Origin of the sequence: Echinicola sp. 20G, assembly GCF_015533855.1 — a bacterium.
In the GTDB taxonomy this organism is placed as follows: Bacteria; Bacteroidota; Bacteroidia; order Cytophagales; family Cyclobacteriaceae; genus Echinicola.
Genome location: NZ_AP024154.1, coordinates 2373161 through 2386332, shown reverse-complemented (window position 1 = coordinate 2386332; position 13172 = coordinate 2373161). Strand labels below are relative to the sequence as shown.

Genomic DNA, 13172 nt, shown 5'->3' with positions numbered 1-13172 from the left:
AGCCACTCAATTAGTAACCGGGAAATTGCACCAAGACCTTATTTCGATCTATTTCCCGCTGAGGAATTGGATAAAAATAGAATTTATCTCTCCAGTCAGCTCGCGTAAACGCAACCACTCTTTGATGAAAAGCTGGATCTGACAAATAACTCCCTTCCTCTATATTCATCCCATGGAAAGCACCACCTTGATGATCTTCTTCATTTTCAGGGATTTTCCATCTTCTGACATCCCAGTAGCGATGTCCCTCATACATCAATTCTATCTGTCTTTCCAAGCGGATTTCTTTTCGCATAGTAACCTGATCAGTATCTCCTTCATAATCTTCCAGTCCCCCTCGGTTCCTGATTTTGTTGAGATAAATCAATATATCAGGGTGGCCTGGAGAATATTCATTGAGTGCCTCAATATAGTTCAGGTAGATCTCTCCCAGACGGATCATCATGGCAGGTCTGGTAAAACTTGTTCCACTCCTGAAGTCCGTGTTAGGGTGGATGTTCTTCCTTGCGGTATACCCTGTAATTGGCCAGTCTCTTGGAGCCCCTTGCTTACCACTATTGCCACTTAAATAGAATTCCACATAATCAGATCCTGGTACTGACACCACTGGCACTGTCGCCCCATTAAATGTTACATTAACATAAAACCTAGGTTCCCTTCCAACATACATATTATAAGTACCCGACGCATAATATTCACTCGCCTCTGAAGTAAACCCTGTTTCAGTATATCCACTTGTCGGGTTATCTATACTTTTACCATTAGCCATTCTAAAATCATCCACCATCTCTTGGGTAACGGCAATTCCATTCCAGGCTTGGCCATTGGCATTTCTTGGAGAACAATGTCTTTCCCAAGAACCATTAACATTATTGTCCGGTCTCAACCAAATACCCTCGGTATCCCAACCATTGTACATCAATTCTTTGCAGGAAAGGTATCCTTTCACAAAAGGATCTTCATGATCTACTTCATAAAGCCCCCATAATCCCATATCGATCACTTCTTTTGCTGCATCTGCTGCATTTTTCCATCTTGCCTCTTCATAAGTCTGGTTAAATAGAACTGTCCCATCTTGGTTTTTGAAGTTGGCCAAGCTTGTATTTCCATTAAACAAAGGACTGGCATGATACAGCAAAATTTGTGATTGTACTGCTTTGATGATTGGTTTGGTCATTCTACCTGTTTGCTGCAAATCCTCTTGATTGGGATTGTTAGGGTTTAAGTGCTTTTCAGGAACCAGCTCATGGGCCTTATCCATTTCAGAGAGCACATAACTTACACATTCATCCCAAGTACTTCTAGGGATTTGATAATCGGCGTCTGGCGACAATGTACTTTCACCCATAATCACTATTGGTCCATACTGCTTCATCATCAACCAATAGAAATATGCTCTCAAAAACCTGGCTTCTCCTTTGTATTGCGCAATCAACTGCTGTCCCCCTGGTTGCTCCAATATTTCCTGGTTCATATCAATATTTTCGAGAAAAATACCTGCTGACCTAATGGTTTGATAATACCAATCCCAATGATTGGGGCTAGTATTTACTGGTGTAAGCGCCCCGGAATTGATAGCTGGTTGTGACCAAGCATAGTTTACTTCATCAGACTGCCCACTCCATGGCGTACCGTAAGGCTGATCCCACATTTGGGGAATTGGATTATATATCCTTGCCAGCCATTCCTCAGTCATGTTTTTGTTGGTAAACACGTCTTCTAGTGTAGTGATATTATCTGGAACAGTGTTCAAAAAGTCCTCATTACAACTTGAAGAGAAAAGTAGCTGCCCTATTAAGGCCAAAGCAATTAATCTATATTTTTTTTCTTTAAAGTTCATCATTTTCCTCTAGGTTTTATTGAAAGCTAGCTCGTACACCAAGGTTAATGGCGGTCGTATTGGGGTATGCTGTTCCTCTGCCATCACCCAATTCAGGATCCCATATTTTCCAGGGAGAGAAGGTCAAGAGATTAGTCCCATTCACATACACCCTAAGGTTTTTCATGCCAAATTTCCCCAAGGCATCCATGCTGAAATTATAAGCTACCTCAGCATTTTTCAGCCTGATATAATCTGACCGGTACAGCCACCAAGTACTTCCATAATAGTTTGTAGTCACATCCTGCCTGGTGGACAACCTGGGGTAAAAGGCATTAGGGTTCGGATTTTCCGGAGTCCACCGATCCAGCACTTTATTATATAGATTTCCCCTTGTTGGGCCTTCTGAAAAAGGAGTGGTACCTGTTCCTCCTGAATACATAAAATCAGATTTTCCAGCTCCTTGGAAAAACACCACAAATTCAAAGCGTTTGATCCCTACTCCCAAATTAAGCCCATACAAAATCTGAGGAATCGATCCATAACCAATGGCTTTCTGGTCATAACTATTGATCATACCATCACCATTTAAATCCTGGTATTTAATATCCCCGGGACGGATATCTCCAGCCTGCTCAGGAGAATTCAGGATATCTTCCTCATCTTCAAATAAGCCCAAGGCTACATAGCCAAATCGCTGGTCTATGCGATGCCCCACTCTATTTTCCCAAGGATGTTGCCAAGGAGGAAGTCCATCATATACATTTTTATTTTGGTTGTAATTAAATGTTCCCCTAAACGATACGAAGTCAAAAAGAGAGCTTGTCGGGAAATATTTATTATAATTGAGTGTGACATCAATTCCTCTATTTTCTGTAATCCCTATATTGCCATAGGGGATATTGGATGTGAATCCTGAGGCTCCCGGAATATCATTTTGTATCAACAAAATCCCTGTACGACGTTCTTTAAAAAGCTCCACGATCAAGGAAAGGTCGTCATCCAATGAATTGATTTCTATCCCTAGATTATGGCGCTTACCTGTTTCCCAAGTTACGTCTGACCCTACTTGGCCTTCTTGAAGGCCATCCCAACTTCTGGTATTACCCGGAACACCAAAAGTATAGCCATCAGCATCATCAATTCTTGTTTGGAAAAGGAACCTTGAGCCTGTATCACTATTTCCGGTCAGCCCATAGGTATACCGGAATTTCAAATGACTGATTACATTTTTAATGGGCTGAAAAAACTCTTCATTAGATACCATCCACCCTATACCAAAGGAAGGAAAAAAACCAAATCTTTTCTTCGGAGAGAAGTTTTCTGAACCTGAATACCCAAAATTGACTTCTGTAAAATACCTATCATCATAACCATAGGTTCCTCTTCCTGAAATCCCTCTATGCCTAAAAGGGATTGAGGCTATTAAGTCACCTGCGTCACCATTAACATAATCGGACTGATAATACAACAATAGGCCTGAAACATCGTGTTTGCCAAATGAACGGTTATAATTGATGTCCGTTTGCGTATAAAATTTTCTGTTTCCCCCACGGGAATTTTCAAATCCAAGTACGTCTGACCCAGCATTAACTACTTGAGTTATCAGTTCACCATTTTCATCTCTTCCTGTAGCAAAATAGGTCTGTACACTTCTTGTTCTGTTCAGGTTATTCCAACCATAGGCATCAAAAGAAAACATGGTGTTTGCACTGAGCCCTTCTGTTATAACATCAAGTTCCTGCCTGAGGCGAATATTTGACCGGATAGTATTTCTGAATTCGGTAGCATAGCCGGACTGCGTCAAGTTTTTGTAGGGATTAGGGATATTTCCGCCTCCGGATCCTTGCGGCCACAGCCCATTAGAATACCTTGGAGGAATAACATGGGGTGGTGTTTGGGTGGCCTGATCAAATAGATCTCCGGTTCCCACACCAGGATAATTCCCATTGATGATAAAACCGCTAATCCCCAATTCCAGTTTAGTGGTCTTGGTCACCTTTACATCCACATTTGTCAGGAAATTGAATCGATCGACTTTTAACTGGGAATTATAAGACTGCACCTCATCGTTCTTCAACATGCCCGTTTCAGAGAAGTATCCTGCAGACACATAGTAGTTGGCGAAATCCGACCCTCCCCTAACATTCACATTGGCACTTCTGTTGTACCCATATTTATTAAAAAGCTCATCATACCAATTCACATCAGGATACAAATCAGGATCTTCTCCTGAAATATGCTTAAGGATTTGTTCTTCAGAATACTGTGGGTTTCTACCCCTAACTTCTAATCCTTCGTTATAAAGTCGCATGAAATCTGCTGCTTCTACAAATTCTGGCAGCTGAGTAAATTGTGTGACAGCATGATTGATTTCCACATTGATTTGAGGTTTTCCCGCTTGACCGGATTTTGTATTGATAATGATCACCCCATTGGCTCCTCTTGCACCGTATACTGCGGTAGCAGAAGCATCCTTCAAAACTGTAAAACTCTCTATGTCTTCCGGGTTAATATTATTGATCCCTCTATCCGGTACACCGTCCACTATTAGCAAAGGACTACGCGGACTTGATCCAAATGTAGCAATGCCTCGAATAAATATATCCGCACCATCATATCCAGGCTCCCCACTTCTCTGTACTGAAACAACACCTGCTAATCTACCACCTAGGGAATTGGTCAAGCTTCTGTTTGGCAACTTAAGTTCCCGGGCTTTTATAGTTGATTGGGATCCTACCAAACTTACTTTCTTCTGCTCTCCAAAGCCCACCACCACGACTTCTTCCAAAGCTTCAGTATCTTCATGAAGTACAACCTCATATCGGCTAGACGCCCCTATTTCCACCTCTATAGGCTCAAAGCCAACAAATGACACTAAAATCTTTGGGCTAGCTGTAATCAACTTTAATGAAAACTCTCCATCCACATTGGTCGCAACGCCATTCGTCGTACCTACTTCTGTCACATTAGCTCCCGGAATCGTCACTCCCTCACTGTCTTTGACTATACCAGTAATAGTCCTTTCTTCTACCTTCTCTTTTTTAACTTCAGGATTTGTCCGTTTGGACTTGACAACATTAACTGTATTATTAATTCTTTTAAAATCTAATAAGGATTGATTTGCGATATAGCCCAATACATCATTCAACTGCACATTTTTGAATGTCTTGGTAAGTCTAATCGCTGGATCCAAATCTTCACTGTCATAAGAAAATTTAATAGGAGCCGATTTTTCAATTAATCCAAAAGCAGCTTCCAAACTATGGTTTTTGAATGCTACATTCAGTAGAATTGCCTCTTCTTTTCCATTCTTTTGTTTGAGCTCACCTACTCCCCGGCCATACAACTCGCCTATCTTCCCTATACACAGTAGCACCACAAGTATAATAGCAGGGGTACTACCGAGTTTAAGTAATAGTTTTTTCATATTTTTACTAGGTTTTAATAATTAAGAAGTGTTAAAACAGATTCATCAATACCAATACATCCCCATGCTTGGTATTGACTTTAAAGGAAAGTGCTTCATCAGAAAATACATCACCAGTAGAAATAGAGTAAAATGGTCTTCCAAGCCAATTCAAACTACGCTATATTTACGATGACGTTTTACTTTTGAGGCACCTCCTATTCTTCTTAAGAGCTGTTGATATTTTTCATATTCGATTTATTTTGGGTTTAGTAAATAATCACTTTATCATCTTCGATTTTAAACTCAAAGTCCTTAACAAAACCAATGCTCCCTAGAACATTTTCCAGGCTCTCGTTGTCAAAACTCCCTGAATAGTCCCAGCCTTGCTTCGGGATCTTATTGTTTTTTACAATGACTTCCACTCCGTACCACTGCTCCAATTCTTGCCATACTTCTTCACTACTTACATGACGAAAAGTCAAAACCCCTCTTTTCCAAGCCAACACTTCAGACACATTAAACTTCCCTTTTACAAACCTGATTTCCTCTTTAATTTCCACTGCAACCTGCTCGCCAGGAAGCAAAAGTGTTGATTCCTCCATCCCCGCAGTACTTAGCATATTTACCCCAACTTTACCAGTGACCAAGGATATACTGACCTTATCACCATCTTGATGGATATTAAATGACGTTCCTAGGGCAGTTGTAAGGGTACCGTTTGTTTTCACCCTGAATGGACGGCTATCTTTGGCTACATCAAAAAATGCTTCTCCTTCCAAAGTCACGTATCTGACCGTATCATTAAATACCTCTTCGCATTTTATACTACTCCCTGCATTGAGCATGACAATGGTTCCGTCACTCAATCGGGTCGTCAATTTTTGTCCCTTTTGCGTAGACTTAGTAAGAAATGCTATTTGGGGAATGGTGGAAGACGGTTGATTGGAATGCTGTAAAAATAAAAGGCTTATGAATAAACCAATACCTGCTATCAATGCGGCTACCCATTTCCACCCATTGTTTCTCTGAGGCTTGTATTGCTTATACCCTCCATGCAAAGCCACTACATTGGCTTCTTTATCTCCCATTTCCTGCTTCTCTATTCGTTTGTTGATCTTCTGCAGAAGGTCAGAAGTTCTCTGCTTGCTAATTTTAGTTTCAGAAAAGTTTAGTTGGAAAATAGTGCCTTTCGCTTCTTCTGCTAAGGGAATAAGATGAGGATACCGATCAAAAATATCTTCCCAATCAATGTCGTTTTTTGCTCCTTTTGCCCAGCTGATAAATGATTCATCAGTCAAAAAATCCTCAACCCGATAATCTTGATATGTTTTTCTCTTGTCCTTCAAAGTAAATACCTACTGATCTTTACTTATAAATACTGGGACTTGTCAAATTACTCCTTGATTATAAAAATAAATTCAAAAAACACTTTTTGGGTAAATTAGGACATGCTCAGCTTCCCAAAAAAATAATTGCGATCTAATTTAATAGTCGAGATGAAAAAACACAGGCACGTAGTCATTCCAATCCACTATCCAATTCTTTTCTTAGAATTATCATGGCCTTTGACATAGCATTATACACAGCCTTTTTTTCCAAGTCCATTATTTCACCAATTTCATCAAAGGTCAATTCATTATAATATTTCAAATAAACAATTTCCTTCTGCCTGGAGCTTAGCTTTCCAAAAGTATGGCTTAACTTCTTCTGTAACTGTTCCTGAGATTCCTTCTGAATAATGGTTGCTTCCAAAGAAGCATTGAAGTTCACCGAAGATTCTGAAAAAATTTCCCAAATTAAAACCCTTCTTTTTCTTTTTCTAATATCCTTTAACAATTCATTTCTAAATGAGGCCAAGAGATAATACCTAATGCTACTTGTTTGCTTCAGTTCGGACCTTCTTTGCCAGACCCGGCAAAAAACTTCTTGGATATTGTCATCTATAATGGAAGCGTCTTGGGTAAAACTATGTCCATACCTTACCAAATGGTTAATGTTTTTGGCATAAATTTGATCAAAAGCATCTTGATCACCTTCCTTCATCCTTTGCCATAAATGGAAATCATCCTCTTCTTTATTTAAAAGTTTTAAAAGGGACATATGTGGGTTAATTGGGTTTTTTATCGATGTTACCAAAAGATATATCCATTCAAAACCTAACATCTAAATGGTTTTAGCAAGAGCGTATTTGGCAACATTGGGAAGATATGCAGAATACCACAAAAAACCAACACTTATACCCGTAATGACAAAACAATTATAATATTATGAAGAAAATGACTTAAAAAAGCTTTTGAACACTCACTATTCAATAACAAAAAAACCGGAGCTTTGCACCGGTTTTTTTACACTTCCGAAAAGAGTTTGTGAATTATTTCATACTTACATACTGCATAAACTCTTTTCTAGTTGTTTCTTCCTTATCAAATTTACCACTATAAAAAGAAGTAACAGTTTTACTACTTATATCCTTAACTCCTCTAGAGGACACACACATATGGTGTGCATCAATCACTACTGCTACATCCTCGGTTCCTAAAATTTCTTTTAGCTCATTACCAATCTGCATAGTCAACCTTTCCTGTACCTGTGGACGCTTCGCAAAATACTGAACTATTCTATTGATCTTGGAAAGTCCGATTACATGTCCATTAGAAATATAAGCAACATGGGCTTTACCATATATTGGCACAAAATGATGCTCACAATGAGAAAAAAACGTAATGTCCTTTTCCACCAGCATCTCACTGTATTTGTATTTATTTTCAAAAAGTTTTACATCAGGTTTGTTCTTTGGATCCAAACCACTAAAAACTTCTTGGATGAACATCTTGGCCACCCTTCTAGGGGTTCCACTGAGGCTATCATCTGTCAAGTCCAACCCAAGCACATGCATGATTTCTTTAAAATGCTTTTCGATAAGTTCCATTTTGAGCTCATCATCCATTTCAAAGGCATCTTCTCTCAAAGGTGTCTCGTGGGAGGTCCCAATATGCTCATCCCCAATTTCATCAATGGATCTATCCAGATTAATCCCCGTCGTATTCAACATAATTTCTTTCTGTTTCATATAATCGAACCGTTAGATCGTATTTCTTATCAATTTCTTTCCTTAAAATATTCCAAATAACCACAGCAATGTTTTCTGCAGTTGGGTTAAGTTGTTTGAATTCATCGGTATCAAGGTTTAAATTTTTATGATCAAACTTCTTTAATATTTTTTCCTTAATGAGATCACTCAATACTTTCATATCAAAAACATAGCCAGTATCAGGATCAATAGGACCTACTAATTTTACAAAGAGCTCATAATTATGCCCGTGATAACTCGGGTTGCTACACTTCCCAAACACTTCTTCGTTTCTTTCGTCTGTCCAATTTGGATTATAAAGTCGATGTGCTGCATTAAAATGCTCTTTACGGAAAACCGATACTCTCATTATAGCTTTTAACCATTTACGAATTCCATCTGATTGGGTGATTTATTTTCACTTCCTCAATCAGAACAATATTTTTCAAAGAATTGTTTAACCTATTTGTCAACTTGGTTAACAACCCACAACCAACCTCTTAACTGTCAAGCGCTTTGATCTTTTTAAGAGCGCAAAATTAACCAAATAAAATTTCATATGCACCCCATTTGGTGATTATACTCCTAAAGTCTGCTTTTTTTGCGGATTTTTTAGAGAATTTAGAACCTAAGAACAAAATGAAACAGGAAATCAGTTCATTTTTACAATCTTTACTTTATTTTTGCGTTATCAACAAGAAACTACAACCAACTAGTTTCCAATTCATTACATCACCCGATTACCAACATAGTTGAAAAAAATAATTTATGCTTAAAAAGACCGGACTTATTCTGGCCCTTGTGCTTAGTACAGCCCTTTCTGCCTATACACCCGAAAATAAGCTTGAAGGCTTGCCTATTACTTCCTTATCCGAAAATTCAGCAGAAGTATTATTATCTAAAATAAAGGCACACCTTCAAAGTGATAAAAAAGAGAGCACACTCAGTGAAGAAGCTTTGCAATTGGGGGTTTCAGGTTATCTAAAACTAGCCAAATCCGGTGAAATACCCAATGACAAACCATTGACTATTATAGACTTTAGCCTTCCTTCTTCTATAAAAAGGCTTTGGACAATTGATCCAATATCAGGAAATATACTCCACCATACTTTTGTGGCACACGGAAGAAATAGCGGCAACCTTATGGCCACAAAATTCTCCAACACCAATTCCAGTTACATGAGTAGCTTGGGCTTTTATCGAACTGCCGAAACTTATCATGGAAAACATGGCTATTCTTTGAGACTTGACGGAATCGAAAAAGGACTCAATGACAATGCACGAAAAAGAGCTATTGTCATTCATGGTGCTGAATACGCCAATCCTGATTTCATTACAAAGACAGGAAGGTTAGGAAGAAGCTTGGGATGCCCTGCTTTGCCTATGGCTGTTTTTAAAGATATCATTGACACAATTAAAGAAAACAGCTGCCTGTTTATCTACGCCCCTAACAAAACCTATCATGAAAATAGCCAGCTGCTTGCTACCATCTAACAATAGGATTTAATCTTAAAAATAATTTCTACCAATGGGTTCTCCCATTAATTTTGCCAATTTAATATCGTTGTCATAAATATCCTCTCTAACCTGAAAACCACCCTTGCCGTTCCAGGCAGTGAGGTAAAGAATCCAAACTGCTGGAGTTTGCTTTAAATTGACTTGCTTTTCTTCATTCCTTCCCATGGCAGCGGCAATAGAATCTGTTCCCCAGTCCTTTTCTGCTTCCAGCAATTTTGCAGCGAAATCCGCTGGCTTCTCAATTCTTATGCATCCATGGCTAAAAGTTCTTTGATCCCTATCATATAAGGATTTTGCTGGAGAATCATGAATATAGATACTATATGGATTTGGAAACATAAATTTCACTCTTCCCAACGCATTTTCATCACTAGGTCTTTGTCTAATATAATAAGGAAATGTATCCTCTTGGCTTAACTTGCCCCATTTGATCTTTCGATAATCCACCTCATTACCATCCAGATCAACCACCATCATATCGTGATCTTTAAGGTAGTTATCATCTTTTTTGATCGCAGGAATTACTTCATTCCACAAAATCCCTTGGGGTAAAGTCCAGTTTGGACTAAACACTATATAACTCATTTTGGCTGTAAAAACAGGGGTTTGGTGATATTCTTTCCCCACTACAGCCCTGGTAGTAAAAACCGTGTCTTTTCCTTCCACATAATCCATATAAAAATTAGGGATATTCACCAATACTTTAGGGCCATCATCTTTGCTAAAGTCTGGTAACCATCTCAAACGTTCCATATTCACTTTAAGCTTGACGGCCAAGTCTTGATCACTGAGATTTATCGCGTGCCAGAAGTCTTGCCCCATCACTCCATCATCCATTAATCCATGTCTCGACTGGAAACACTTCACCACCTTCTCCAACTTTTCATCATACCGACTGGTCTCTTCTGAGGAAACTTCTTCATACCCCAGCGAAGCCAACTTTGTACGCACTTGAGTAATCACAGCATTACTATCACCTACTTCAAGTTTCCCTTCATAAACTATTGGCTCCACATTTTCTTCTTTTTCTTGCCGAGCCTGTAAAACCACTTTCAATCTTTCCCTCAGTTGCCTGTACAAGGCATTTTCAGGCCTTAACTCTTCCAACACATCTTCAACCGACCCTTTTTTGCCTTGCCCAATTTCTTTTAAAAGAACTTCCAATGAGGCTGCTGATTCTTTCCGGTCAATTTTCCATGTTTCTGAAAATTGGGAAGGATCCACTTTGCCCAAGTGCAAATCCTTGGAAAGCTTCAAGAATTTATTACTCATTAGAATTTCGAGATTGGCAATATCTTCGGACTTACCATCCTCTTGGATCTTCCCCAAAAGTTCATGCATATCCTCATTAAAATAGTCTGATTTCTGAAGCCCATCATATACAACATCTTCTAAAGCCTTCATAAATTGTTCCCCTTTATTGGTAAGCCCATCACTCTCCACCCAAATGGGCATATACTCAAAAGATGAATAAATGCTGTCCAAAACAGCATCACTTTTAGCTTTTACCCGAATTGCCTTTAGTGTATTTTCATCCACCTTGGATTTACAGGCTGCTACAAACAAAAAACTCAAAAAAATCCATTTAGCGTATCTTTCCATAAAATTGTTGTTGGTTAATAATGGACATCGCAATGACTGTGCCATCCCAGCAACATGGATCTCACTAAGCGTTATTCAAACAAGGCATCAGATATTCGACGATCCCTTTCATAGATATCTTTTCGAATATGTGGATTACCACTTTCATCCGTCCAAAATGTCAGGTAAAGCAATACAACTGGAATTTTTTCCTTGAGCATGACCGTAGTTTCTTTACCTGAGTGCATCACTGCTTCAATCTCTTCATGCCCCCAATCTTTATTATCTTCTAGTATCACTTCTGCCAGCCGTTCAGGGTTTTGTACCCTAATACAGCCATGGCTAAATGCCCTGATGTCTTTCGAAAACAAGGATTTAGATGGAGTATCATGAATATATACATTGTGTTTATTCGGAAATATAAACTTGGCCAAGCCTAGGGAATTATGAGGACCTGGACTTTGCCTGATCATATAGGGAAAACTCTTGGAAGATGTTTTTGACCAATCTATTGCACTGGGGTCAACCTCCTTACCAGAATAAGTCAAAATCTTCAAATGGTTTCTATTTAAGTAATTAGGATCTTTTTTGATTTTGGGGATCATTTCGTTTCTAATAATAGAAGATGGCACTGTCCAAGTTGGGCTCAAAACGATGTAGGACATCTCCCCATTAAAAATTGGTGTTGTATGATACTGCCTCCCCACTATCACAGGAGATGAAAAAATAGTATCCAAACCATTCTGCTGAACAAGGTCCAACTGGAAATTGGCAATATTAACCACAACAAAGCGGCTATCCATAACTGTATCTGGAAGCCATCTCATCCGCTCAAGATTAACCGCTACCTTCTTTATCAAAGCAGCAGGACTTTCATTCAAAGCATTATAAGTATCTTTACCGACTACCCCATCGGCTGTCAAGCCATTCCTTTTTTGAAAGTGTAAAATACCTTCCATCATGGTAGAATCATACAACTCCACATCTTCAGGGGTATATTGTTTTAAATCCTTCCAAAACCAAAGCCTTTCCCTAACATCTGCAACAGCTTTACTAGACTCCCCTACCTTAAGCACTTTATTTCCACTAATCTTGCTCCAATCAATTCCATCATTCTGTTCCATGTCATGATAAGCCCTTAAATTTTCACGCATTCGGGGATAAACCTTGAATACTGGCCAAAATCCCTTAAGACTTTCTGTTAGTCTCCCACTTTTCAAAGCTGTCCCCAACTCTTCCTCAAACTTCAACTTCATTCTCTTGGGTTGAATCTCCCAGTCTGTCTTCAAAGCTTCCTGTGGCACTTTTCCCCTGTAAAGATCAGTGGCCAATTTCAAGTAGGCATCTGACAGGATCAAATCAATATAAGCAAGGTGCAAAGAACTCTCATTTTGATTTTTTTGAGAAAACTCATTTATAAAATTATTGATCTCGGAAAGGTGGTACTCTTCTGGGGTCAACCCATCAAAACGGGCTTCTTCTATTTGCTCCAACAATTTCTGAGCATTGTCGGACAACCTTCCCTTTTGGGTCCATGCCTCCTGAAAATCCCTATCAGTATAAAACTTCAACAACAGGTCATATTGGTCCAAATTCAATTTATCATTATGACTTACTCCATTTGTAATATGGGACTCCAATAAATTCCTGATTTCAACAGATACATCACTTGCTGTCAAGGCTGACTGAGCTAAAACATGTCCTATAATTAGTGCTAACCAGAATAATAAAAATACCTTTTTCATAAAAATTGATTTCTTTCAATCAATTTA

Annotated in this window: 10 protein-coding genes; 1 reads left to right on the top strand and 9 read right to left on the bottom strand. The window is 38.8% G+C overall.

The features are described 5' to 3' along the window. Positions 1 to 10: 10 nt before the first annotated feature. The 7 genes from JL001_RS10230 to JL001_RS10205 form a co-directional block, all read right to left on the bottom strand. Positions 11 to 1843: a RagB/SusD family nutrient uptake outer membrane protein gene (locus JL001_RS10230; protein WP_200975985.1), complete on the bottom strand. Its 1833-nt coding sequence runs from the start codon at positions 1841 to 1843 to the stop codon at positions 11 to 13. A gap of 13 nt (positions 1844 to 1856) precedes the next feature. After that, positions 1857 to 5249 carry a TonB-dependent receptor gene (locus JL001_RS10225; RefSeq protein ID WP_200975984.1) on the bottom strand — a complete coding sequence of 1131 codons (3393 nt, stop codon included), beginning with the start codon at positions 5247 to 5249 and terminating at the stop codon, positions 1857 to 1859. A 31-nt stretch (positions 5250 to 5280) separates the two neighbouring features. Continuing rightward, positions 5281 to 5403, bottom strand: coding sequence for a hypothetical protein (locus JL001_RS23225; RefSeq protein WP_255545454.1), 123 nt, complete (start codon positions 5401 to 5403; stop codon positions 5281 to 5283). A gap of 94 nt (positions 5404 to 5497) precedes the next feature. Further along, entirely contained in the window at positions 5498 to 6577 is a 1080-nt protein-coding gene (locus tag JL001_RS10220) for a FecR family protein (protein ID WP_200975983.1), read from the bottom strand. Between the two features lie 172 nt (positions 6578 to 6749). Continuing rightward, positions 6750 to 7331: an RNA polymerase sigma factor gene (locus tag JL001_RS10215; RefSeq protein ID WP_200975982.1), complete on the bottom strand. Its 582-nt coding sequence runs from the start codon at positions 7329 to 7331 to the stop codon at positions 6750 to 6752. Between the two features lie 271 nt (positions 7332 to 7602). Continuing rightward, positions 7603 to 8301, bottom strand: a complete 699-nt coding sequence (gene folE, locus JL001_RS10210) for a GTP cyclohydrolase I FolE (RefSeq protein ID WP_200975981.1) — start codon at positions 8299 to 8301, stop codon at positions 7603 to 7605. Further along, entirely contained in the window at positions 8261 to 8671 is a 411-nt protein-coding gene (locus JL001_RS10205) for a 6-carboxytetrahydropterin synthase (protein ID WP_200975980.1), read from the bottom strand. The genes folE and JL001_RS10205 overlap by 41 nt, the downstream gene beginning before the upstream one ends. 398 nt (positions 8672 to 9069) lie before the next feature. Here JL001_RS10205 and JL001_RS10200 point away from each other — a divergent pair, with 398 nt between their 5' ends. Beyond that, on the top strand, positions 9070 to 9795 hold the full coding sequence (locus JL001_RS10200) for a murein L,D-transpeptidase catalytic domain family protein (protein WP_200975979.1): 726 nt from the start codon (positions 9070 to 9072) through the stop codon (positions 9793 to 9795). Positions 9796 to 9810: 15 nt separating this feature from the next. On the opposite strand, the gene JL001_RS10195 is transcribed toward JL001_RS10200, so the two are convergent. Together JL001_RS10195 and JL001_RS10190 are read right to left on the bottom strand one after the other, a co-directional pair. Further along, positions 9811 to 11421 carry a murein L,D-transpeptidase gene (locus tag JL001_RS10195; RefSeq protein WP_200975978.1) on the bottom strand — a complete coding sequence of 537 codons (1611 nt, stop codon included), beginning with the start codon at positions 11419 to 11421 and terminating at the stop codon, positions 9811 to 9813. Positions 11422 to 11492: 71 nt separating this feature from the next. Then, positions 11493 to 13145 carry a murein L,D-transpeptidase gene (locus JL001_RS10190; protein ID WP_200975977.1) on the bottom strand — a complete coding sequence of 551 codons (1653 nt, stop codon included), beginning with the start codon at positions 13143 to 13145 and terminating at the stop codon, positions 11493 to 11495. Positions 13146 to 13172: the final 27 nt, after the last annotated feature.

Excerpts from the sequence above, each read along its gene's own strand:
- JL001_RS10230 (WP_200975985.1), bottom strand. The coding sequence starts at position 1,843 with ATGATGAACTTTAAAGAAAAAAAATATAGATTAATTGCTTTGGCCTTA.
- JL001_RS10225 (WP_200975984.1), bottom strand. The coding sequence starts at position 5,249 with ATGAAAAAACTATTACTTAAACTCGGTAGTACCCCTGCTATTATACTT.
- JL001_RS10215 (WP_200975982.1), bottom strand. The coding sequence starts at position 7,331 with ATGTCCCTTTTAAAACTTTTAAATAAAGAAGAGGATGATTTCCATTTA.
- folE (WP_200975981.1), bottom strand. The coding sequence starts at position 8,301 with ATGAAACAGAAAGAAATTATGTTGAATACGACGGGGATTAATCTGGAT.
- JL001_RS10205 (WP_200975980.1), bottom strand. The coding sequence starts at position 8,671 with ATGAGAGTATCGGTTTTCCGTAAAGAGCATTTTAATGCAGCACATCGA.
- JL001_RS10200 (WP_200975979.1), top strand. The coding sequence starts at position 9,070 with ATGCTTAAAAAGACCGGACTTATTCTGGCCCTTGTGCTTAGTACAGCC.
- JL001_RS10195 (WP_200975978.1), bottom strand. The coding sequence starts at position 11,421 with ATGGAAAGATACGCTAAATGGATTTTTTTGAGTTTTTTGTTTGTAGCA.
- JL001_RS10190 (WP_200975977.1), bottom strand. The coding sequence starts at position 13,145 with ATGAAAAAGGTATTTTTATTATTCTGGTTAGCACTAATTATAGGACAT.